This is a genomic window from Bacillus cereus group sp. MYBK108-1, assembly GCF_051917185.1.
GTDB classification, from domain to species: domain Bacteria; phylum Bacillota; class Bacilli; order Bacillales; family Bacillaceae_G; genus Bacillus_A; species Bacillus_A cereus.
Genome location: NZ_JBQAHZ010000008.1, coordinates 117,111 through 139,384 on the forward strand (window position 1 = coordinate 117,111; position 22,274 = coordinate 139,384).

Below are 22,274 nucleotides of genomic sequence, written 5' to 3' on the forward strand. Positions count from 1 at the left end.
TTACTTCTGTTAATTTTTGCTTTTTGTGAGAAATTTATGCTTGGATTATTTTTGACAAAGTAGCTTGAAAGTTACGTTACGTCATCTTTTATACTATAGAAAATAGGGTATAGGGGATGATATAAATGACTTTGAGGGATATGTGGGGATGGAAAGAAATTTTATATTTATTTATGTTTGTATTTGTTATTGTTCCAGTAACTGTTGAATCTCTTTTTTATAAATATATTTTAGAAATAATAGGTAACTCACTATATGCTGGAGTATTAATGGGCTTTATAATGGCAGTGATATTTACTACTGTAGTTTATCTTTTTTGTATCAAAAGATATAAACTCTCGTGGAAAGATATTGGAATTCGGAAGCTTTCATGGAAAGATCTTTTATGGACAGTTGGAGCGGTTATTTTCTTAATTGTAGCTAGTATTGCTGTATTAGTGATAATGGAGAAAATGGGTATTTCCTTTGAAAATAGTAAGACGGAGACGGTCCAAAATGATAAATCAATCTATTCATTCTGTATCGTGGTAATTGGAGCAGCAATTATATCACCAATCTATGAAGAGATTTTATATCGAGGTGTTTTTTATACATTTTTTCGTGATAGATATGGCATGTGGGGCGGTATGTTTATTAGTTCCATAATATTTACCGTTGTCCATATCCCTACATATAACACATTACTGGTGAATTTTTTGAGTGGGGTAGTATTTGCATGGTTATATGAGAAAACAAATTCTATTTTATCAGCTATGATTGCCCACGCATTATTCAATTTCATAGCAGTACTTCTAACATTTGTGTCGAATTAAGAAGATATATAGGAGGGATATATATGGAAATAGCTGTAGAACGTGTTTTTACGAAAGAGATTTTAAAAAGAGCAGCGAATTTGTTTCATGTAACAGTAGAAGAAAAGCCACTTGGAGATTTTGAGAATTATATTTTTAAGGCGAAGGGTGATAATGATGAAGATTATGTATTACGTTTAACACATTCTTCTCATCGTTCTAAACAAGAGGTAGAGGCTGAACTAGATTTTTTACGATATGTTGCGGAGAATGGGGCAAAGGTAGCAGGACCTCTTTATTCAACGTCTCGAAATCTCGTAGAAGAAATCGTAGCAGAGGATGGGACTTTCTTTTTCGCTTCTTTATTTATATATGCAAAAGGTGAGCAAGTAAAAGGAGAGGAATCACCATATTGGGGAGAGGCTTACTTTGAAGCATGGGGAAAAGCGATTGGACAACTGCATCGTCTAACAATGAACTATCCTAAAACGGATCATCGTGATATGTGGGAAGAAGATGAGAGTGGGATTGTTAATGAATTAGAGGATAATCAAGTGAAAAAGATTGCTGCGGTATTAATGGATGAGATAAAGGCTCTTCCAATTGAAAGAGAAACATTCGGCCTTATGCATGGTGATATTCATCCAGGTAATTTTCATTATGATGGAAAAGAGCTAACAATCTTTGATTTTGATGATGCGGCTTATAATTACTTTATACACGATTTAGCAATGGTTCTTTATTACTCTGTTCTATTTACAACGTGGACAGCGGAAGAGAAGACAGACTTTGCTCGTAAACAGTTACAAGTGTTACGGAAAGGCTATGAGTATGAGCACAGACTGGCGGATAGCTGGTATGAATCATTACCACTATTTTTACGTTTGCGTGACATAGGTCTATACGGCACGCTCCAAAAGAAATTTAAAGGGAAAGATATGCCAGATAACTTCTTGAAATTATCAGAAGAGCTATACGAAAGAATTATAAAAAGAGAAGCAATTGTGAATATATAATACATTTAGTTCAAAACAAAGTATATAAAACAAATATATACTTTGTTTTTTTATACAAAAATATGTTTACTTTATTAAAATAATATTGTCCTAGATTCGGTATACACTTATAATTTTATATATATTCTGAATATTCTTTATAAAAGAGGAGGGGGAATGTTGGAAGCTTTCGTAAATTGGTTAAATAATATTGTTTGGAGTCCAGCACTTGTTTATTTATGTTTAGGAGTAGGTTTATATTTTTCTATTCGAACGAAGTTTTTACAAGTAAGACATGTAGGAGAAATGGTGAAGCTGACATTTCAAGGAGAAAAATCAGAAGCTGGTGTTTCTTCATTCCAAGCGTTAGCACTTTCGTTATCAGGACGTGTTGGAACAGGGAATATCGCTGGGGTAGCAACAGCGGTTGCATTCGGTGGACCAGGAGCTGTATTTTGGATGTGGGCAGTAGCCTTTTTAGGAGCAGGATCAGCTTATGTAGAATCAACACTCGCGCAAATATATAAGACGAAACATCAAGGGCAGTTTCGTGGTGGACCTGCTTATTACATTGAAAAAGGTTTAGGTGTGAAATGGTATGCTTTAGTATTCGTTGCAGCGACAATTCTTGCAACAGGACTTTTACTACCAGGTGTACAAGCAAATAGTATTGCTGTAAGTTTAGAAACTGCTTTTGGTATTAATACTACCGTATCAGGGGCTATATTAGTTGTCGTATTAGCTCTTATCATTTTCGGTGGAGTAAAGCGAATTGTTAACGTAGCGCAAGTTGTCGTACCGTTTATGGCAATAGGCTATATTTTAGTAGCTTGCGTCATTGTTGCTATGAATATTGAAAAATTGCCAGAAGCATTTATGTTAATTATAAGAAGTGCATTTGCATTAGAAGCTGCTTTCGGTGGTATTATCGGTTTAGCAATCTCTTGGGGGGTAAAACGTGGTATTTATTCCAATGAAGCAGGACAAGGGACTGGACCACACGCAGCAGCTGCAGCCGAAGTATCACATCCAGCTAAGCAAGGTTTAGTACAAGCATTTTCCGTTTACATTGATACATTATTTGTTTGTTCAGCAACAGCATTTATGATGATTATTACAGGCATGTATAACGTATTTGATGCAAGCGGAAAAAACTTTATCGTTAATAAACTAAACGGCGCTCAGCCAGGACCAGGATATACACAGGCGGCGGTAGAATCTGTTTTCCCTGGATTTGGAAACGGTTTCGTTGCAATCTCGTTATTATTCTTCGCGTTTACAACAATTATGGCGTATTACTACATTGCAGAAACGAATATCGCGTACTTAAATCGTGATAAAGATCGCCCTTGGATGTCCATGGTACTAAAGTTTGTATTTTTAGGAGCTGTATTCTACGGCTGTATAAAAACAGCAGCAACGGCTTGGGCTTTAGGCGACATTGGGGTAGGAATTATGGCATGGGTAAATATCATTGCGATTTTATTGTTACAAAAACCTGCATTAGTCGCATTAAAGGATTATGAAAAACAGAAAAAAGAAGGAAAAGATCCAGTATTCGATCCAGGGCCATTAGGAATTAAAAATGCTGATTTTTGGGAGCATGAATACGGGAAAGATAAGAAAGAAGAAGTATCTTAACTTAATAGAATAGAAATGAAAAAGCAAAGGGAAAATGCCTTTGCTTTTTTTTATGGACAAAATGAGGCTGGAAGTTATTTTTTTGCCTATTTTTGAATATAAAAAGAATGTACATGCATTGTTAGGGGAAGGGGGAGTATGTTGATAGAATTTCGTAATGTAAATAAATATTATGGTAGCTTTCAAGTTTTGAAAAATATTAATATGCAAGTGAAAAAAGGCGAAGTGGTGGTAGTTGTCGGGCCTTCAGGATCAGGAAAAAGTACATTGCTTCGATGTATAAATCAATTAGAGGCAATTACAGATGGAGAATTAATTGTACAAAATACAGAGGTACACAATAAAAAAACGGACATGAATGAATTGCGGCGAAATATTGGGATGGTCTTTCAACATTTTTATTTATATCCACATAAAACGGTTCTTCAAAATATTACATTAGCACCGATTAAAGTAAATAAAGTTTCCAAAGAAGAAGCAGAGAAAACAGCAATGTTTTATTTAGAGAAAGTAGGAATCCCGGAGAAGGCTAACGTATATCCACATCAATTATCCGGAGGACAACAGCAACGGGTGGCAATTGCTAGAGGACTTGCAATGCAGCCGGAAATTATGCTATTCGATGAGCCTACGTCTGCTCTTGATCCAGAGATGATTGGAGAGGTACTTGATGTTATGAAAGCACTGGCTAAAGAAGGGATGACAATGGTCGTTGTCACGCATGAAATGGGATTTGCGCGAGAAGTAGCAGATCGGATTTTATTTATGGATGATGGTCAAATTATTGAAGATACAACACCAGCGCACTTTTTTGCAAACCCTGAACAAGAAAGAGCTCGTTTATTTTTAAGTCGGGTGCTAAATCATTAGAGGAGGAATTTCATGCTTAAAATGAAAAAGTTATTTACTTTAATCGTATTTTCATGTTTATTCGTGCTTGTTGTTGCTGGATGCGGAAGTAAGAAAGATGAGGCAAAGGAAACAAATACGAAGCAAGGCGGGGCTGTTGAGCAAATTAAGAAACGAGGGAAATTAGTAGTTGGGGTGAAGAATGATACGAATTTATTTGGATTAAAAAATCCTTCAACAGGGCAGGTAGAAGGATTCGATGTTGATGTCGCGAAGGCACTGGCGAAAAAGATTCTTGGAGATGAAAAGAAGCTAGAGCTGAAAGAAGTAACGTCTAAAACACGCATTCCAATGCTGAAAAATGGTGATATTGATGCAATTATTGCAACAATGACAATTACGGAAGAACGCAAAAAAGAAGTGGATTTTTCAGATGTATATTTTAAAGCAGGACAATCGTTACTTGTGAAAAAAGGAAGCAATATTAAGAGCGTCGATGATATAAAACAAGGCATTAAAGTATTAGCTGTAAAAGGATCAACATCTACAAATAACATTCGTCAAAAGTCACCAGAAGCGACTGTATTAGAGTTTGAAAATTATAGTGAGGCATTTACAGCGTTAAAGGCAGGTAAAGGTGATGTGTTAACGACAGATAATGCGATCCTTTACGGAATGGCAAAACAAGATTCTAATTATGAAGTAGTAGGAAAAATTTTCACAGATGAACCGTATGGAATTGCAGTGCAAAAAGGGGCAGATGATTTAACGAAAGAGATTAATACTTTAATTAAAGACATGAAAGCAAGCGGGGAGTATGACAAATTATATGAGAAGTGGATTGGACAAAAACCAGAAAAGTAGATAGTAAAAGTGAGAGGATGAGAGTACTCATCCTCTTCTTGTAAAGAAAGAGGGGAGAATATGTGCCTGATTTTTCTATATTAACGAATAACATTGATATGTATTTAGAAGGGTTTAAATATACAGTTATGTCTAGTGTAATTGCATTGATAGGTAGTTTTATTTTAGGAGTAATTTTGGCAGTAATGCGTATTGCACCTATTCGCATTTTAAATTGGATAGGATCAGCTTTTGTGGAGTTTGTAAGAAATATTCCACTTGTATTAATTGCATTTATATTCTATTTTGCTTTACCTGTAATAGGAATTACTTTAAATGGTTTTATAGCAGGAACAGTTACGCTTACGGTATACACGGCAGCTTTTATTGCAGAAGTAATTCGCGCTGGTATTTTATCAGTTGCGAAAGGGCAGATGGAAGCTGCTCGCTCTTCAGGGCTAACGTATGTGCAGGCGATGTATTATGTTGTCTTACCCCAAGCAGTGAAAATTGTAATTCCCCCTTTAGGAAACCAGTTTCTCAATTTAGTTAAAAACTCCTCAATACTTGGAATTATTGCTGGTGCTGATTTAATGTATCAAGGAGATTTAATTTCAACGAAGACGTTTGTTACGTTTGATGTTTATATATTTGTCGGGATGTTTTATTTAATATTAACAATTCCGCTCAGTATGCTAGTGCGTTATTTAGAAAAACGCTTGGCAAAGGAGGCGGTGTAAATGGATTTCAAGGGAGCAATTACAGGAGATCATATTCTATTTTTATTAAAAGGATTACTTATAACATTAGAGGTAGCGCTCATAGCAATTGTACTTAGTTTTATTATTGGAAGTGTAATCGGTATATTGCGCTACACGAAAATACCTGTCGTCTCACAAGTATTAGGAGTTATAGTTGAAGTGATTCGAAACTTACCACTACTGTTAATTATATTTTTTACGTATTTTGCACTTCCAGAAGCAGGCTTGAAATTAGAAATTATAACAGCTGCAATTGTTGCTTTAACAATATTTGAGGCAGCAATGATATCTGAAATTGTTAGAAGTGGTCTATTGTCTATTGAAAAAGGGCAGGTTGAAGCTGCAAGATCTTCGGGATTAACGTATGTTCAAGCGCTTTGGCATATTATTTTGCCACAAGCATTAAGGAGAATGGTTCCGCCGCTTGTCAGTCAATTTATTTCATTGCTGAAGGATACGTCGCTAGCGGTTGTTATATCACTCCCTGAGCTTATGCATAATGCTCAAATTATTAGCGGGCAAAATGTGAATTACATGATTCCGACGTTTATAGTAGTAGCTTGTATGTACTTTATCGTAAATTATAGTTTATCAATTTTATCGAGAAGATTAGAACTCCGTTGACTCTTACAATATATGTAAGGGTTTTTTCCTTGTTTCTCCTTATTTTCCTCTAAATAGAATCTAAATCTTGCAATAATTCGATTTTTATATTGTTTTATCAGAAAAGTTTTAATTTTATATAGAAAATGTAATCGCTTTCGTGTATATTTTTATTATCAGAAAATTTTAACAGGATATAGGGGTATGGTAGGGGGAGGATTTAGATGCAGCAACCAACGAATGAGAAATTACATCGTACGATGAAGAGTAGACATTTATTTATGATCGCACTTGGTGGTGTAATCGGAACTGGTTTCTTCTTAGGTTCAGGTTACACCATTAATCAGGCTGGACCAGGGGGAGCCATCCTTTCATATTTAGTAGGCGGATTTATTATGTATTTAACAATGCTTTGTCTTGGAGAGTTAACGGTAGCGATGCCGGTTTCAGGATCTTTCCAAAAGTATGCGACGAAGTTTATTGGACCAGGAACGGGCTTTATGATTGGCTGGTTATACTGGCTCGGCTGGGCAGTAACAGTGGGTCTAGAATTAACGTCAATCGGTTTAATGATGAAAAGATGGTTTCCAAATGTTGATGTTTGGGTATGGTGCCTTGTATTCGGCGTTATTTTATATGCTTCAAACGCAATTTCGGCGAAAAGTTATGCTGAATTAGAATTTTGGTTCTCTAGTATTAAAGTAATTACAATTCTTGCATTTGTTGTGCTTGGTGGTAGTGCATTATTAGGATTTATATCATATGACGGAAAAGAAGCAGCACCTCTTTTCTCTAACTTTGTAAGCGATGGTGGACTTTTCCCGAATGGACTAGCTGCCGTATTACTTACAATGATTACAGTTAACTTCTCGTTCCAAGGAACAGAGTTAATCGGAATTGCAGCGGGAGAAAGTGAAAATCCAGAAAAAACAATTCCACGTGCGATTCGTAATACAGTATGGCGCATTATGTTATTCTTCATTTTAACAATGACGATTTTAGTAGGATTAATTTCTTGGAAAGAAGCAGGCGTAATTGAAAGTCCATTCGTAGTCGTATTTGATAAAATTGGTATTCCATACGCAGCTGATATTATGAACTTCGTTATTATTACTGCGTTATTATCTGTAGCGAACTCTGGATTATATGCAGCGACGCGTATACTATGGTCACTTGCAAATGAGGGAATGGCACCAACTTCCTTCCAGAAAGTAAATAAGCGTGGTATTCCAATTACAGCGCTAGTCGTAACGATTGCGGTAGCTGGATTATCTCTATTCACAAGTTTCCTTGCAGAAGATACAGTATACATGTATTTATTATCGATAGCTGGTTTATCGGCTGTTTCAAGTTGGATCATTATTGCTCTATCGCAACTTCGCTTTAGAAGTCAGTATATAAAAGGCGGAGGAAAGTTAGAGGACTTAAAGTATAGAACACCACTATACCCAATTGTCCCGATTTTAGCCTTAATTACAAATAGCATTGTTGTTATTAGTTTAGCGTTTATTCCTGAACAAAGAATGGCGTTATACTGTGGTATTCCATTTATCATTTTCTGCTATATATATTATTATATTAGTAAGAAACGGCAGAAACCGATGAAAGTGGAGATGGAAAAAACAAATGAAACTAACAATCAAACACGATGATATAGAAGCAGATTTATCGTATGGTCAATTAGCGATTGGAAAAGAAAACGGGTATTCACCGTTACAATTACTCATTTCTTCTATCGCAGGATGTAGTGCAATTGTCTTTCGAACAATTTTAGAAAAGAAACGTATTACATATGATACGTTTACAATCGAAACTGAAATTGGTAGAAGTGAAGCTTTATCGAAGCCAGTTGAAAGTGTTCATTTGCACTATAAAATTAAAGCAGAAAACATTACAGAAGAGCAGCTGGACAAGGCGCTGCAACTTGCAGTGAAAAATTGTACGATTGTTCAATCTGTAAAAGATAGTATAAAGGTTACGGAAACAATTGAACTAATAAAATGAAACATAAAAACGTGAGAATACGGCTCTCACGTTTTTATGTTTTTAATAAAGGGAGAAAGTATGATGGAATGTTTAGGTTGTAAATTAGCAAATGAAGAGGAAAAAATATATAAAATATATGAAGATGACTATGTAACATGTTTTTTAGATCATGAACCTTTCTATACAGGACATACTTTAATTGTGCCAAAGCAACATGTTGTAGAAGTAGACGAATTAGATGATGTTGTAGCAAAATCCATTATGGATGCTTCTAAGCTGATTGCAAAAGCGATTAAGGTATTATATAAACCTGACGGAATTACGATTTGTCAAAATGGTGGAATCTTTAATGAACTTACGCACTATCATATGCATGTTGTACCGAGATATAAAGAGCGTTCATTTGCTGAGTTTTATACGGTACAATCGGGAGAAAAGAAGAATCATAATTTGGAAGAAATAAAGACGTTGTTAAAAGAAGAGATAGAGCAAGTGTTGCTGACTGAAAAGGCATAAGAGGAATGTTCTTTATGAAACAGTCAGGAAAATTCGAATAAACAAAAGCCCGATTTCTTAGTTAAAATAGAGAAATTGGGCTTTTGCTTATTCTATTATTAAATTTTATCTATAAAAAGATTTTGCAGTGTCACAAAGTATAGCGCTCATTCGTTATATAGAGTGAGAGGAGGAATTATATGAAAGTTACAAACAACGATTATGAAAAGATGGAAGAGCTATATGAGTTGTATGAACAAAAGATTTATTATGTAGCGTATTCTATTTTAAATAATATTCAGCAGGCCGAAGATTCGGTTCAAGAGACGTTTATTACTCTTTATAAGAACTTGGAAAAGCTCTATAGCTTGAGTACTGAAGAGCTTAAACGCTACATTTTGAGGGTTGCGAAAAACAAGGCGATTGATAGTTACCGGAAAAATAAACGACATGAAACGTTTTTAGAAGAATATGAAAGAGAATCAACAGAAACAGTAGATGAAAATATTGAAGAGTGGGAAAAACGTGTAATGTCCGAGTTTCAAATTGATGCATTGTTAAAAGAGTTAAATGAGTCTAATAGACAGGTGTTTAAGTATAAAGTCTTCTATAACTTAACGTATCAAGAAATTTCAAGTGTCATGGGGATAACGGAGGCCAATGTCCGCAAGCAGTTTGAGCGTGCTCGAAAACGAGTCCAAAATATGATAGGAGGTATACAACATGACGAATTCAAAGAACTCCAAAGAAATATATGAACTTGCTGAAAAAATTGCTTTAGATGATTTTGATAAACTCGAAGAACAACATGAATTTTCACATACATATACGCGCAAAAAGAAATTGTTTATGGAAGAAATGAAGCTGAGAGGCGAGCGACCACAGAAAAAGCGTAAAAGACATCGTATGTTAATCGCTGCTGCCTGTTTATTAATTGGTATGCCAACAACTGTTTTTGGTGCAGTAAAAGTCTATAATATGATTGTTCAAAAACAAAATTACGAAGTAAATGTTTCCTTAACAAATAAGGATTCGAAAAAGAGTGATCAGTGGTATAAGTTGAAGATTGGTAAATTGCCAGAAAATATGGAAGCAATTGATGATAGTGCTATGAAATATTCATTTAAAGATAACTATGCAAATGGAGGCTTTTCATTCGTTCTTTGGAGAGTAGGGGGAAATTCAGATTTTCCAACTCTGTACTCGAAAAGTTATGAAGAAAAAGAGATAAATGGTAAGAAGGCAGTAATTGTCCATAGAGAAAATGGTAATAAAGATTTAATGTTTAATAGAGTAATTTTTCTCTATTTTGAGGAAGAAGGAATTATGTTACAAAGTTATATTGGAAATGATATAAACGAAGAACAAATGATAGATGTGCTAGGGAGCATTTCACTTGAGCCCACGTCAAAAGAAAAGTCATCATATATAAGCGATTATGATAAAAAGTATTTTAGCCAAGAAAGTAAAACAACTAAGGTAATTCCTTTGAAGAAGGATAGCAAACGACTATTTCATATAGGGCAAAAGGTTCCAGTAACGATATCTATGGATAACAGTCAAATTGAATATGTGATAGAAAAAGTTGAAGCCTTTGATTCAATCAAAGATTTTAAACAAGAGAACTTTAATGAAATGGGCTTAGGAATACTAAGCAGGAATCAAGCTTTGGATCAAGCTGGACAATTGATACCATATAGAAGGGATAAATATAAAATTGGAAATGGTAAAGATTCAATTGATCAATTAGTAGAATCAAAATTAATTCATCCTAAATTTGTCTACCTGACAACAAAAGTGAAAAATATAGGTAAACAGGCGACAGAAGAAATCTATATGACTCCATCTATAAAAGTTCTTGAAGATAAAGGAAATGCATGGCAGTATGCTGGGAAAGATGGAATCGCAGAAAAAAATATTATGACAGGCGAAGTTGATTATCTAGAGCCTCATGGAGATGGAAAAAGCTTTTACAATATTGGCAGTATCACACCAGGAGAAACGGTAAAAGTTAATTTAGGTTATTTTGTAGATGAAGATAAATTAGATTCAATCTTTTTGGATGCTTTCAATTACAGAGGGATTGGTGACACTGAAAATATGAATTCGAAAAATCGTTGGTGGTTTGATATTCGTCAATAATAAAACAATAGGAACAACAGGACAAAGAAGCTGCTTATATTTAGCAGCTTTTTTCGTCTTCATACATATGTAAAATTTCTTTCGCACGCATACGTAAACCATCTATCAATTCTTTCGGTTCTAAAACTTTTGCATCTTTTCCGAGTCTATAAAATAAAGGCGTAATAAAATTAATTTCACCTTTATCAATTGTTGAATTTATATATCCTGTCCCATCCTCGTTTACTATAACGAATTCCTCAAGATAAGGAACGCTTTTACATTGGCGTACGCCTTCTGTTGTCAGTAAAACATGTAACTGAGTAGGGATGTGTACTACGTTAGAGTTAGAGGCAAACCACTCTTCTAAATTCATGAATGTATCCTCATTTTCTTCCGTTGATAATATGGAAAGAATACGATCGATGCGATACAGTAATACTTTTTTCCTGCCATAGTCATAGGACGGTAAGTACCATAGCCCGTCATGAGCATATACACCGATAGGATGAACATGTTTTGTTTTTATCCCCGTTTTAGATTCGTATTGAAAGTGTAAATTTTTATTTTCAATAGCCGCTGTTAACACTTCGTTTAAAAGAGGTGTATCAATTGTGCGCTTCGGATTCCAAAAAGCGATGTAAGAACGTATTTTATCAACTTTCGTTTTTGCATCATGTTGTAGGGAGCTATACAGTTTATGTGTAACGGAATTGATTTCTGTGTTAAAAGGTAAGTCGCGATAGTAACTTAAAGATTGAAAAGCAAAAAAGATAGAGACTGCTTCTTCTTCCGTAAATAAAATAGGCGGAATTACTCTATTCGTTAATACTTTATAGCCGCCGTTACGACCTTGTTCTGCGTAAATGGGCAACCCCATATCACTTAAATCTAAAATGTATCTATGGACAGTACGAACGGAGATATTAAATTCATCAGCTATTTCTTGCGCTGTAAATGTCTTTTTGGCAGAAGCAAATATAAGAATATCTAATAAGCGTTTAGCTTTTGACAAATGTATCACCTTTTTTCTTTTTAAACATGACATAAATTGTCGTGTTTTATTGTTAGTATATTGTTTACATCATATGTTATCAAGATGAGATGCAAGGAGGAAAAGATATGTCACGTGAAATAGTTTTATTTATTGCGGCGAGCTTAGATGGATATATTGCGAAAGAAAATGATGATTTAGAGTGGTTAATGGAAACGGAAGGAGAGGGAGATAACGGTTATACAGAAATGTACGAAACGATTGATACAATAATTATGGGAAAAAGAACGTACGATTATGTAGTAGAGCATACGGAAACATTCCCGTACTTAGATAAAGCATGTTATGTTTTTTCTCGTTCAGAAAAAGGTTCAGACGGAAACGTAGAATTTGTAAATGAAGAGGTAGTGGAGTTTACGAAAAGGTTGAAAGAGCAAGAAGGATCTAAAATATGGATGGTCGGTGGAGGGAGTCTACTGAGAGAATTCTTTAAGAATAATCTAATTGATGAATATGTTGTCACGATTACCCCTCACATATTAGGTTCTGGAGTCCCATTATTTCAAGACAAGAACCCAGAAATTAATTTAACTTTAACGGATACGAAACGTTTTGGGCAATTTGTAAATTTATATTATAAAGTAAAATGATAAAGTGAAACTTTAATCAGTGGGGGTTTTGTTCATCTCCCACTGATTATTAGTTGAACCAATCGGGCTTTTACGGGCAGTTGATCCCCCACCTAACTTCTTTGCTTCCGCTGAATTTTGATGTAGGGGTCTTACTGCCCGTTAATGCGGGATAAAGAAACACGACTACTGATGGTAGTCGTGTTTCTTTACAGATGGTAATGAAATGATAAAACAAGATCCATGATCAACTTCACTCGTGACAGTAATCGTCCCGCCGTGTAGCTCTACAATTTCTTTCACGATAGATAGTCCTAAACCAGTTCCACCTGTAGCTCGTGATCTTGCTTTATCAACTCGATAAAAGCGTTCGAAAATGTGAGGGAGGTCTTCAAGCGGAATACCTTCGCCTTCATCTTCAATTGCAATGGAAATATGTTTATGTTCTTCTGTAACAGAAATGTTTATATGAGAATGCTCTTTTGAATGTCTATAAGCGTTATTTAAAATATTCACAACAACTTGTTCGAATCGTTGTTCATCTAAGTTTACTAGCAGTGTAGGAGGACAAGAGAAAGAAACTTTAATGTACCTTTCTTTATACATGGCGTTTACTTTTTCACATATACGCGTAAGGAAGGTGTGTAAATGCACTTCCTTTACTTGAATAGAAAAGTTATGTTGTTCCATTTGTGCAAGTGAAAATAAATCTTGAACTAAGTTTGTAATGTAATCAGACTCATCTTTTATAATTGATAAATATCGCAAACGTTGTTCAGAAGGGGTGCTTTCTTTTAATGCAATGTCAGCATAACCTCTTACGTATGTTAACGGTGTTCGTAATTCGTGAGCAACACTTGCTAGAAATTCACTTCGCTCTGTTTTCATATAATGTAGATCATTTGCGAGCGTCTGAATAGATGATGCTAGTTCACCAATTTCATCATTTCGAGTAGTTGTTAATGAAACAGATAAATCACCTTTACTCATTTTTTCAGTGGCATGTTTCATGTGTAACAATGGTTTTGTTAATAATCGAGATAATAGGAAAATTGTGATGACTGTGAGTAGAAACGTGATGGCACCAGCAATAATGAATTGTTTCGTTAATCCATTAACTAACTTTTCAATTGATTCTGTTCCAAGAAACATGTACACATAGCCTTCATGTTTTCCATCTACTACAATGGGGCTAACTGTACATATATAATTAGATGTTTTCCAATGATTTTCTATAATCGCTCCATTATGGTCTGTTCGAGTTTGCATTTTACTAATATGATCGTTTATAGTCGTGTTTATTTCGTTAGATTTAGCTAGTATTTCTTTATTTGCATTTGTAATAACGACAGTTGTTTCAGCTTCAGATTCCATTAATGCTACGTGAGAGATGGTTTGCTCATCGTAATATTTTTCAAGTACATCTCGATGACTATTTCCTCGCTTTAATAAAGCTGTCATTTCTTCATTTACTCTAGTGTTTACAAGACTATAATAGAGCAAAATAAAGAGAACACTTTCAATTAAAAGTGTAACAATTAAAAAATAAAATCCGAATTGAATTGAAATTCGTTTCATCGTTTTGCCCCTTACTGTTCAGTATTAATCCATCGATAACCTACTCCATACACGGTTTTTAAATGATGATCAATAGGGAAATTTGCTTTTCGCAATTTATCACGTAAATTACGAATATGTGAATCGACTGTGCGATCTTCTGTATTTGTGTTTAACCCCCAAATTCGTTCGATGAGCTGATCACGGTTTAATACGTAGTTCACATGGCGTAAAAATAATCCGAGTAAAGAAAATTCAATTGGTGTGAGAAGGAGTTCTTCATTATGGACAGAAACGAAGTGTTTTGTTTCATCCCATACAATACCGTGATATTGGATTTGTTTATGTTCATTTGTACGTCTTAAAACGGCTTCAATTCTTGCGAAAAGTTCTTCTTCATGGAAAGGTTTCGTTACGTAATCATCGGCTCCAATTTTTAATCCTTGAACGACATCTACTGTTTGATCACGAGCTGTAACCATAATAATAGGAATGTTACTAAAAGATCGGATTTTTTTGCACGTTTCCCATCCGTCCATCTTTGGCATCATAATATCGAGTAAAACAAATTTAAAGTTTCGATTTTCTATATGTAAAATAGCTTCTTCTCCTGAAGTCGCACATACGCAGTTATATCCAATTGGTGTAAGATAAAGCGTTAATAATTCAAGCATTCTCGGTTCATCGTCTACGAGCAGTATATCAATCATAGAGAGCCCTCCATATTTATAATCGTTACTTAAAGTGTAATGCAAAATCATGAAGAAATGGTGCAGATTATGATGTGTCTGCATAATTTCTTCAGAATTGCTTGTTATTGTGGAGTTGAAATTACATTTTAGGTAATCATATTGGCTCAAAAATGATTAATACGGAGGCGGTATAGTGAAAAAAATGACCCGAATTTTTGGGATAACAATAATTACAGCAGTTGGTCTTGCTGCATGCGGACAAACGAATACAGACCATAAAAACCATGAATCTACAAAAGAGAAGAAAATAGAGCAAAAGGAAATGAAAATGAATCAGGAGGTAACGGCGCCAAAAGAAATGAACCAAGGTGCATCTAATGATTTATTAACGACAAGTTTAAAAAATGTAACGAGATTAAACACAAACGACCCTTTGCAAATGGCAGTATTAACTTCACAAACGATATGGCCAGCAACTCATAAGGAGAACCAGCCAGGTGCTGTTATTTTAGTACCAGCAAGCGAGTGGCAATTAGGTATTGCGAGTGCAGACCTTATTCATCATCCGAATAACGGGCCGATTTTATTTATAGAAAAAGAAAAGATACCGGAAATGACGTTAAAAGAAATAAAACGATTAAATCCAATCGGAACGAAAGATGGAACACAAATTATGGTGATGGGGGATGTAGGTACTAGCGCGCTTGAGCAATTAAAAGGTTATAAAGTAAAACAAATAAAAGAAACAGATCCAGCTATATTTGCGAAGGATGTTGATAAGGAGTATGCCGATATAACAGGAAGCTACCCAAATAGTGTTATTATCGGTTCGTCTGAAGAAGAAGGACGTTTATATACAACACCAGCTGTAAACTGGATTTCTCATATGCCAGAACCGCTTTTATATACAGAAAAAGATAAGGTGTCAGAAGCGACAATAGAGGCATTAAAAATGAGAAAAGATAAAGCAAATATATATGTATTAGGGCCAGAAAAAATTGTTTCAAAAGAAGTAGAAAAAGAGCTCAGCAAATACGGGAAAGTAACGCGTATTAGTGGAGAGACCCCTACAGAAAACTCGATTGTGTTCGCTAAGTTTAAAGATGAAAAAACAAAATTTGGCTGGGGATTCACAAAACCTGGTCACGGTTTATCATTTGTTTCAAGCAAAACACCAGATTTAGCAGTTGCTGGGGCACCTTTTTCACATATGGGTAAACATGCACCTGTTGTATTATTAGAAGAAGGTAAAGCTTCACAACCAGTGTATGACTTCCTTGCAAGCATTCAGCCGAAGTTCAAAGATGATCCAACACTTGGACCATATAATCACGGTTTCTTATTAGGAAGTACGAGTGATATTTCATTTGAAACACAAGGAATACTAGATGAGAGGTTAGAAATTGTTCAGGAAAGTGGTCAAGGACACGGTGGACATTAATGAAATGAGAAAAGATGCTACTGATATAGCGTCTTTTTTTATTTTCCTCGACAAAATATGACAAAAAAGTTGTAACTGTTTCTGTTATGATAGTTTCGAAAATCTTACATTTTACATAATCGGAGGAAAAAGAATGTATAAAAAATTGGGTACTATTGCTTTAACAGGTGCACTTGCTTTTAGTTTATCTGCTTGTGGTGAAACTGAAGTTAAAGAAGTGAGTAAAAACGATGCTCCTAAACAGGCTGAAAAGAAAGATAAAAAGGAAAAAGCTGAAAGCAAGATTTATAAAATTGGAGATACTGTAGAAGTTAATGGTCTACAACTTACTTTCAGTTCAGCTAAATTCGTTGAGCCTAACGAATACGTAAAAGCTGAAAAAGGGAAAGTACTAGAAATCGCTTTTAACGCTAAAAATAATGGCAAAAAAGATATATATTTTGGAACTTCTGAATTAAAAATTGCTGATACTAACGGCAACCAATTCAAAGAGTACTTTGGTGGGGAAAATACGTTTATAAATGAAAATATTGCGCCAGGTAACCAAATTACAAACAAAATGTTATTTGATGTACCAGAAGGCGATAAGTTTGTTGGTACATTTAAACCTACATTTACATTTGACGAGAAATCAGTGAAATTTGAATTTGAAGTTGCTAAATAAGGAGAGATTGAAATGAAAAGAACAGCTGAATTTGTATTAGGTCTTATTGGAGGTATTTTTGGTATTATTTGTGCATTTGTTGCTTTATTGATCGGCGGTATGGGAGCTGCTTTTGAAGCTGATGGAGCAAATACTGTTATTGGTTTAGGTTGGGGAGCTGTGGCTCTATCAATCTTAGGAATTGTTGGATCTGTTATGGTAAGAAGTAAAGCGAAGGTTGGCGGTATTATGATGACTGTGGCTGCTATCGGTGGATTTATTTGTATTTCTATAATTTACTTATTACCAGGCGTATTACTATTAATCGGTGGGTTAATGGGTATATTCCGTAAGGATAAAGCAACTGTATCTGCATAAAATGAGCACTCGAAAGAGTGCTCTTACTATTTTCATTAAATTAGTATAAACTCCTCTAACCCTAAACTATCCAAACTAAACCTCATATATGAAGTGGAAATATCTATAGAACTTTAAATGAACTAAATTACATGTGCATTTTTCATCCATCCAAACAAAGTTTTCTTCATTTGACATACTGTAGAATCCGAAATCATTGTACGTTAAATCAACAATAGGTGATAGTATATTTAAAGTTTCCTAAAAAAGAAGCTACGAAGGTAACATCATTTTTAGGAAACTTTTACATAGCAAAAAATCTTCTACTCGTTATATAATAGCTTTCGTGCAGTCGGCTAGATTTTCTTATGGAGAAAATCAAATTATAAAGGAGTAGAGGAGTGATATTTTGTTTCAAACGATAAAAAATGACTGGTTTTCTAATGTGAAAGGGGACGTGTTATCAGGAATTGTCGTTGCTTTAGCGTTAATCCCTGAAGCGATAGCCTTCTCTGTTATTGCAGGCGTGGATCCGACAGTTGGACTATACGCAGCCTTTTGTATTGCAGTTACCATTTCATTTGTTGGCGGAAGAACTGGAATGATTTCAGCTGCAACAGGTGCAATGGCATTATTAATGGTAACGCTTGTTAAAGATCATGGTTTGCAATATTTATTTGCTACAACAATATTAACAGGTATTGTCCAGATTATTTTTGGCGTGTTCAAACTGAGCTCATTTATGAAGTTTGTTCCGAAATCTGTTATGAGTGGTTTTTTAAATTCACTTGGAATTTTAGTTTTTACAGCGCAATTGCCACATTTTAAAAATGCAACTTGGCAAATGTATGCACTCGTTGTATTAGGACTTGCAATTATATATTTATTTCCACGTATTACAACGGCTGTACCTTCTACGCTTATTTCAATTATTATTGTGACGAGTATTGCACTTATGAGCGGATTACAGTTGAAAACAGTAGGAGATATGGGAAGCCTGCCGAAAGAATTACCGTTCTTTAGTATTCCTGACGTGCCTTTTACACTTGAGACATTAGGGATTATTTTACCTTATGCAGTTATGCTTGCAATTATCGGTTTACTAGAATCATTATTAACAGCTTCAGTTTTAGATGATATGACGCATACGGAAAGTAATAAGCATAAAGAGGCACGCGGACAAGGGATCGCAAACATTGTTGCTGGTTTCTTCGGAGGAATGGCAGGTTGTGCAATGATCGGTCAATCTGTTATTAATATTAAATCAGGTGGACGAGGTCGCCTATCAACATTTGTAGCGGGCGGATTTTTAATCGTATTACTATTCGTTTTAGGAGATTATGTCGTTCATATTCCGATGGCAGCTTTAGTTGCAGTTATGATTATGGTTTCAATCGGAACGTTTGATTGGAACTCTGTAACAACAATTCATAAAGTACCAAAAGGAAACTCATTTGTTATGATCGTAACAGTTGTGATTGTCCTAATTACACATAATTTAGCATTAGGTGTAATTATCGGAACAGTAATTAGTGCGGTGTTATTTGCATTCAATATGGCAAAGATTCACGTGAAACATTTATATATTGAAAATAAGAAAATATACGAAATTCACGGTCAACTTTTCTTTGCATCTACAGCCGATTTCATAACTAATTTTTCATTTAATGAAGATGTAAAAGAAATCGAAATGAACTTTACTCATGCGCACGTATGGGATGATTCGGCAGTGGCATCAATTGATAAAGTTATTATGAAATATGAACAAAGTGGCGTGAAAGTAAGTATAACAGGATTAAATGAACGTAGCTCAAAACTTGTTGCAAATTTAGCTACTTATAATAAAAGAATTGCTAGTTAAAAGCCTCCTTTTTAGGGGGCTTTATTATATAATACGAGTAGGATAACGAAAAGGGGATTCAGCATATGTACAAACAAATTATATTAGCATGTGACGGTTCTGAACATGCACTTCGAGCAGCGGAACATGCAACATATATTGCAAAATGTAGCGAAGAAACAAATGTTGAAGTTGTGTACGTAGTAGATAATAGAACGGCAAAATCAGATATTATACAAGGTCAAACAGATTTAGAAACAATATCAGCTAGTCGAAAAGATAAATTAAAAGAGATTGAAGGTTTATTAAAGAAAGAGAACATTTCTTATACAATTACGATATTACATGGTGATCCTGGAGATACAATTGTTCAATATGTGAATACAGGAGATATAGATCTTGTCATTGCTGGAAGTAGAGGGCTCAATACACTGCAAGAAATGGTGCTGGGAAGTGTAAGTCATAAAATAGCAAAGCGTGTGAAATGTCCAGTGATGATTGTAAAATGAAATAGAATGTAACGAAGACCTTAGTATAACTGAGGTCTTTTTTTATGTATAAATGACTCTTATTTGTGGAAATACTAGATATATAAGTTGAAAAGATGTTAACTTACAAATTTGTAAGTTAGTTGTTAGAGAAATCGATGTTATGAAATTTTTCCCATTGGTAAAATAAAAGTATCAAAGGGGAGATAGGGAGGATGGAAGTAATGAAATCATTTCAAAATTTGTCATATAGCCAAGGTGTCAGTCTTATTTGTTTAGGGGGATTTGCTGCATCTGTTACGTTAGCCGTTTTAATAAAGGTGTTTCATCAAATCTTTTAATCTTATAGTAGGGAAGGAATGGGTTGTTATCATTAGTAGGAACAGCAATGAAAATAAAAAATAGCTCTTAGCATGTATGTAAATGCTAAGAGCTATTTTTATGCTTGTTATATATTATTTAAGCTTGTTTTGATTTTACTGACCCTGTATTTAAAGTAAGAGCAAGGAAGAACATTGCAAGTATGCAAGATGCAAGTAATAAGATAAATCCGCCATCCCATCCGAATGCATCTACGATAAAGCCCATAGCGGCACTAGCGAAAGCAGCTCCGCCTAAGTAACCGAAGAATCCAGTTAAGCCTGCTGCAGTTCCAGCAGCTTTCTTTGGTGCTAAATCTAGAGCGTGTAGACCAATTAACATAACCGGTCCGTAAATTAAAAATCCAATTGCGACAAGTGCGATACTATCAACCATTGGATTACCAGGAGGGTTTAACCAGTAAACAAGAACTGCGATAAATACACCAACCATAAATAAAATACCAGCAGGTGCACGACGTCCTTTAAATAGTTTATCACTCATCCATCCGCAAAGAAGTGTACCTGGAATACCAGCCCATTCATATAGAGCGTAAGCAGTACGTGAGCTACTATGAGTAAAGCTTTTTTCTTCTACTAAATAAGTAGGAGCCCAGTCTACAACGCCGTAACGTACGAAATATACGAAAACGTTCGCAATAGCGATGTACCATAAAAACTTATTGTTTAGTACGTATTTAAATAAAATTTCTTTTGCCGAAAGTTCGCGTTCGCGATCTTTTATTTTCTCATCTGGTGGATATTCTCCAGTATGCTCTTCAATAGAAGGTAGTCCACAAGATTGAGGCGTATCTTTCATCGTAATTAATACATAAATACCAACTAAAATTGAAAGAATACCTGGGAAGTAAAAAATACTTTTCCAGTCATTTGCAAAGAAGTATAAGCCTAATGTTACAAGAGAAGGCATAAGCGCGCCGCCGACATTATGAGCGACGTTCCAAATAGACATTTTTGTACCACGTTCGCTAATAGAGAACCAGTGAACCATCGTACGACCACAAGGAGGCCATCCCATACCTTGTACCCATCCATTTAAAAACTGAAGTACAAACATAAGTATAATGCTCGTTGTAATGAAAGAAAATGAGCCGAAAATAATATTAATGATACCTGATAAAAATAGCCCAGCTGCTAAAAAGTAGCGAGGATTACAACGATCGGATACGATACCCATCAAGAATTTACTTAATCCGTAAGCGATAGATACTGCTGAAAGGATAACCCCAAGTTCCCCTTTACTAAAGCCTTGTTCGATTAAGTATGGCATTGCTAGTGAAAAGTTTTTTCGAACAAAGTAGTAACCTGCATAACCGATGAAGATACCTAAGAATACTTGTAAACGTAATTTACGGTATTCGCTATCAACGCGATCAGCTGGTAAGCGTTCCGCGTGGGGCGCAGGTTTAAATAATTGTGTGAAAAACATAAAATGAAAATCCTCCCCTAATTAATTCGAAGCGTTTTAAGACAGAGAATATAAAAAGGCCATGAAATATAAAAAAGTTTCCTTTTTTATGATTCATAGCCGTGTACTCCGTTTCTCCGTGACTGTCAATATTAACTTCGTCGAAAATTATACAACTTTGTGACAAAAATGTAAACGTTTTTATGAATAAAAGTATTGACGGATTTTGTTCGTGGGATTAATATTTAAATACGTTAAATATTTTATTGTTTAAATAAGAGGTGGATAACATGCCAAATGATATGACGCATATCGATAAAATTCAAGCTCTTGCCTTTTCGATTGGAAAGAAAATGCAGACGGAGTTATTAGAACAAATGCAAGCAACAGGACTTACACCACCGCAGTTTTATATTTTAAAGATTTTAGATCATTATGGGGCTTCAAGAGCGACAACATTAGCAAAAAAGATGTATGTGAAGCCTAGCGCGATTACAGTGATGATTGATCGGCTAATCGATCAAGAACTTGTAGAACGCTATCACGACAAAGATGACCGTCGCGTTGTCATCATCGAGTTAACGAAAAAGGGGAAAGCTAGAGTAGAAGAGGCAATGACAGCTCGCAACGAGCATATTGCAAAATACTTTTCACATTTAGAGTTGCAAGAAAGAGAAGATTTATTACGTCTCTTTGAGAAGTTAGAAACCATTATTTGCGGGACACAAGAGAAAAAAGAGAATAACTAAGAGGAATTGAG

General features: G+C 35.0%; 24 protein-coding genes. 20 read left to right on the forward strand and 4 right to left on the reverse strand.

The features are described from left to right. The first annotated feature begins 125 nt into the window (after nt 1-125). The 12 genes from ACTFSL_RS14010 to ACTFSL_RS14065 all read left to right on the forward strand — a co-directional run bounded on the left by ACTFSL_RS14010 (nt 126) and on the right by ACTFSL_RS14065 (nt 11,106). A complete protein-coding gene (locus tag ACTFSL_RS14010; RefSeq protein ID WP_000175182.1) occupies nt 126-812 on the forward strand; it encodes a CPBP family intramembrane glutamic endopeptidase in 687 nt (228 codons plus the stop codon). A 23-nt stretch (nt 813-835) separates the two neighbouring features. Continuing rightward, complete coding sequence (locus ACTFSL_RS14015; RefSeq protein ID WP_059304151.1) at nt 836-1,807, forward strand: phosphotransferase enzyme family protein; 972 nt, start codon at nt 836-838, stop codon at nt 1,805-1,807. A gap of 159 nt (nt 1,808-1,966) precedes the next feature. Then, nucleotides 1,967-3,427, forward strand: coding sequence for an alanine/glycine:cation symporter family protein (locus ACTFSL_RS14020; protein WP_000387160.1), 1,461 nt, complete (start codon nt 1,967-1,969; stop codon nt 3,425-3,427). 138 nt (nt 3,428-3,565) lie between these two features. Continuing rightward, nucleotides 3,566-4,297, forward strand: coding sequence for an amino acid ABC transporter ATP-binding protein (locus ACTFSL_RS14025; RefSeq protein ID WP_059304150.1), 732 nt, complete (start codon nt 3,566-3,568; stop codon nt 4,295-4,297). A 12-nt stretch (nt 4,298-4,309) separates the two neighbouring features. Continuing rightward, on the forward strand, nt 4,310-5,140 hold the full coding sequence (gene glnH / locus ACTFSL_RS14030) for a glutamine ABC transporter substrate-binding protein GlnH (protein ID WP_059304149.1): 831 nt from the start codon (nt 4,310-4,312) through the stop codon (nt 5,138-5,140). Between the two features lie 62 nt (nt 5,141-5,202). Further along, entirely contained in the window at nt 5,203-5,859 is a 657-nt protein-coding gene (locus tag ACTFSL_RS14035; protein ID WP_001112665.1) for an amino acid ABC transporter permease, read from the forward strand. Beyond that, on the forward strand, nt 5,860-6,504 hold the full coding sequence (locus tag ACTFSL_RS14040; RefSeq protein WP_000345960.1) for an amino acid ABC transporter permease: 645 nt from the start codon (nt 5,860-5,862) through the stop codon (nt 6,502-6,504). Nucleotides 6,505-6,707: 203 nt separating this feature from the next. Continuing rightward, nucleotides 6,708-8,135 (forward strand): amino acid permease, encoded by a 1,428-nt coding sequence (locus tag ACTFSL_RS14045; RefSeq protein ID WP_001187097.1) that lies wholly within the window; start codon nt 6,708-6,710, stop codon nt 8,133-8,135. Then, nucleotides 8,110-8,487, forward strand: a complete 378-nt coding sequence (locus tag ACTFSL_RS14050; RefSeq protein ID WP_000778831.1) for an OsmC family protein — start codon at nt 8,110-8,112, stop codon at nt 8,485-8,487. Before ACTFSL_RS14045 ends, ACTFSL_RS14050 begins: the two co-directional genes overlap by 26 nt. Nucleotides 8,488-8,523: 36 nt before the next feature. Then, nucleotides 8,524-8,985, forward strand: a complete 462-nt coding sequence (locus ACTFSL_RS14055) for an HIT family protein (RefSeq protein ID WP_171287438.1) — start codon at nt 8,524-8,526, stop codon at nt 8,983-8,985. 179 nt (nt 8,986-9,164) lie between these two features. After that, the gene (locus tag ACTFSL_RS14060) at nt 9,165-9,722 is read left to right on the forward strand and encodes an RNA polymerase sigma factor (protein ID WP_059304148.1); all 558 of its coding nucleotides are present in this window, start codon (nt 9,165-9,167) and stop codon (nt 9,720-9,722) included. Beyond that, nucleotides 9,688-11,106, forward strand: coding sequence for an anti-sigma factor (locus ACTFSL_RS14065; protein WP_059304147.1), 1,419 nt, complete (start codon nt 9,688-9,690; stop codon nt 11,104-11,106). Before ACTFSL_RS14060 ends, ACTFSL_RS14065 begins: the two co-directional genes overlap by 35 nt. A 40-nt stretch (nt 11,107-11,146) precedes the next feature. Here the strand turns inward: ACTFSL_RS14065 and ACTFSL_RS14070 are convergent, their stop codons facing one another. Beyond that, entirely contained in the window at nt 11,147-12,133 is a 987-nt protein-coding gene (locus ACTFSL_RS14070) for a helix-turn-helix transcriptional regulator (RefSeq protein WP_154609159.1), read from the reverse strand. A gap of 74 nt (nt 12,134-12,207) precedes the next feature. On the opposite strand from ACTFSL_RS14070, the gene ACTFSL_RS14075 reads away from it, so the two are divergent. Further along, nucleotides 12,208-12,729, forward strand: coding sequence for a dihydrofolate reductase family protein (locus tag ACTFSL_RS14075; protein WP_059304145.1), 522 nt, complete (start codon nt 12,208-12,210; stop codon nt 12,727-12,729). Nucleotides 12,730-12,894: 165 nt separating this feature from the next. Here ACTFSL_RS14075 and ACTFSL_RS14080 read toward each other — a convergent pair whose 3' ends face one another. After that, nucleotides 12,895-14,286: a sensor histidine kinase gene (locus tag ACTFSL_RS14080; RefSeq protein ID WP_000822528.1), complete on the reverse strand. Its 1,392-nt coding sequence runs from the start codon at nt 14,284-14,286 to the stop codon at nt 12,895-12,897. Nucleotides 14,287-14,297: 11 nt separating this feature from the next. Beyond that, nucleotides 14,298-14,975 (reverse strand): response regulator transcription factor, encoded by a 678-nt coding sequence (locus tag ACTFSL_RS14085; RefSeq protein WP_000565476.1) that lies wholly within the window; start codon nt 14,973-14,975, stop codon nt 14,298-14,300. A gap of 175 nt (nt 14,976-15,150) precedes the next feature. Between ACTFSL_RS14085 and ACTFSL_RS14090 the strand changes: the two genes are divergently transcribed. The 6 genes from ACTFSL_RS14090 to ACTFSL_RS14115 all read left to right on the forward strand — a co-directional run bounded on the left by ACTFSL_RS14090 (nt 15,151) and on the right by ACTFSL_RS14115 (nt 20,067). Then, nucleotides 15,151-16,398: a cell wall-binding repeat-containing protein gene (locus tag ACTFSL_RS14090; RefSeq protein WP_059304144.1), complete on the forward strand. Its 1,248-nt coding sequence runs from the start codon at nt 15,151-15,153 to the stop codon at nt 16,396-16,398. Between the two features lie 133 nt (nt 16,399-16,531). Further along, nucleotides 16,532-17,062 carry a DUF4352 domain-containing protein gene (locus ACTFSL_RS14095; RefSeq protein WP_000277062.1) on the forward strand — a complete coding sequence of 177 codons (531 nt, stop codon included), beginning with the start codon at nt 16,532-16,534 and terminating at the stop codon, nt 17,060-17,062. Nucleotides 17,063-17,074: 12 nt separating this feature from the next. Continuing rightward, nucleotides 17,075-17,419 (forward strand): DUF4064 domain-containing protein, encoded by a 345-nt coding sequence (locus ACTFSL_RS14100; protein WP_000831286.1) that lies wholly within the window; start codon nt 17,075-17,077, stop codon nt 17,417-17,419. A gap of 388 nt (nt 17,420-17,807) precedes the next feature. Continuing rightward, nucleotides 17,808-19,259, forward strand: coding sequence for a SulP family inorganic anion transporter (locus ACTFSL_RS14105; protein WP_059304143.1), 1,452 nt, complete (start codon nt 17,808-17,810; stop codon nt 19,257-19,259). A 65-nt stretch (nt 19,260-19,324) separates the two neighbouring features. Then, nucleotides 19,325-19,747, forward strand: a complete 423-nt coding sequence (locus ACTFSL_RS14110; RefSeq protein WP_000277999.1) for a universal stress protein — start codon at nt 19,325-19,327, stop codon at nt 19,745-19,747. A gap of 203 nt (nt 19,748-19,950) precedes the next feature. Next, the gene (locus ACTFSL_RS14115) at nt 19,951-20,067 is read left to right on the forward strand and encodes a DUF4027 family protein (protein WP_000834733.1); all 117 of its coding nucleotides are present in this window, start codon (nt 19,951-19,953) and stop codon (nt 20,065-20,067) included. A 118-nt stretch (nt 20,068-20,185) separates the two neighbouring features. Here ACTFSL_RS14115 and glpT read toward each other — a convergent pair whose 3' ends face one another. After that, nucleotides 20,186-21,535, reverse strand: a complete 1,350-nt coding sequence (gene glpT / locus ACTFSL_RS14120) for a glycerol-3-phosphate transporter (RefSeq protein WP_059304142.1) — start codon at nt 21,533-21,535, stop codon at nt 20,186-20,188. A 269-nt stretch (nt 21,536-21,804) separates the two neighbouring features. Here glpT and ACTFSL_RS14125 point away from each other — a divergent pair, with 269 nt between their 5' ends. After that, nucleotides 21,805-22,263 (forward strand): MarR family winged helix-turn-helix transcriptional regulator, encoded by a 459-nt coding sequence (locus ACTFSL_RS14125; protein ID WP_001132365.1) that lies wholly within the window; start codon nt 21,805-21,807, stop codon nt 22,261-22,263. Nucleotides 22,264-22,274 lie beyond the last annotated feature (11 nt).

Bases quoted from the DNA above. Each gene is read 5' to 3' on its own strand.
- ACTFSL_RS14085 (WP_000565476.1), bottom strand. From the start codon at position 14,975: ATGATTGATATACTGCTCGTAGACGATGAACCGAGAATGCTTGAATTA.
- ACTFSL_RS14065 (WP_059304147.1), top strand. From the start codon at position 9,688: ATGACGAATTCAAAGAACTCCAAAGAAATATATGAACTTGCTGAAAAA.
- ACTFSL_RS14045 (WP_001187097.1), top strand. From the start codon at position 6,708: ATGCAGCAACCAACGAATGAGAAATTACATCGTACGATGAAGAGTAGA.
- ACTFSL_RS14025 (WP_059304150.1), top strand. From the start codon at position 3,566: ATGTTGATAGAATTTCGTAATGTAAATAAATATTATGGTAGCTTTCAA.
- ACTFSL_RS14100 (WP_000831286.1), top strand. From the start codon at position 17,075: ATGAAAAGAACAGCTGAATTTGTATTAGGTCTTATTGGAGGTATTTTT.
- ACTFSL_RS14015 (WP_059304151.1), top strand. From the start codon at position 836: ATGGAAATAGCTGTAGAACGTGTTTTTACGAAAGAGATTTTAAAAAGA.
- ACTFSL_RS14050 (WP_000778831.1), top strand. From the start codon at position 8,110: ATGAAACTAACAATCAAACACGATGATATAGAAGCAGATTTATCGTAT.
- glnH (WP_059304149.1), top strand. From the start codon at position 4,310: ATGCTTAAAATGAAAAAGTTATTTACTTTAATCGTATTTTCATGTTTA.
- ACTFSL_RS14055 (WP_171287438.1), top strand. From the start codon at position 8,524: ATGTTTTTAATAAAGGGAGAAAGTATGATGGAATGTTTAGGTTGTAAA.
- ACTFSL_RS14040 (WP_000345960.1), top strand. From the start codon at position 5,860: ATGGATTTCAAGGGAGCAATTACAGGAGATCATATTCTATTTTTATTA.
- ACTFSL_RS14095 (WP_000277062.1), top strand. From the start codon at position 16,532: ATGTATAAAAAATTGGGTACTATTGCTTTAACAGGTGCACTTGCTTTT.
- glpT (WP_059304142.1), bottom strand. From the start codon at position 21,535: ATGTTTTTCACACAATTATTTAAACCTGCGCCCCACGCGGAACGCTTA.
- ACTFSL_RS14075 (WP_059304145.1), top strand. From the start codon at position 12,208: ATGTCACGTGAAATAGTTTTATTTATTGCGGCGAGCTTAGATGGATAT.
- ACTFSL_RS14060 (WP_059304148.1), top strand. From the start codon at position 9,165: ATGAAAGTTACAAACAACGATTATGAAAAGATGGAAGAGCTATATGAG.
- ACTFSL_RS14070 (WP_154609159.1), bottom strand. From the start codon at position 12,133: ATGTCATGTTTAAAAAGAAAAAAGGTGATACATTTGTCAAAAGCTAAA.
- ACTFSL_RS14115 (WP_000834733.1), top strand. From the start codon at position 19,951: ATGAAATCATTTCAAAATTTGTCATATAGCCAAGGTGTCAGTCTTATT.
- ACTFSL_RS14010 (WP_000175182.1), top strand. From the start codon at position 126: ATGACTTTGAGGGATATGTGGGGATGGAAAGAAATTTTATATTTATTT.
- ACTFSL_RS14080 (WP_000822528.1), bottom strand. From the start codon at position 14,286: ATGAAACGAATTTCAATTCAATTCGGATTTTATTTTTTAATTGTTACA.
- ACTFSL_RS14110 (WP_000277999.1), top strand. From the start codon at position 19,325: ATGTACAAACAAATTATATTAGCATGTGACGGTTCTGAACATGCACTT.
- ACTFSL_RS14125 (WP_001132365.1), top strand. From the start codon at position 21,805: ATGCCAAATGATATGACGCATATCGATAAAATTCAAGCTCTTGCCTTT.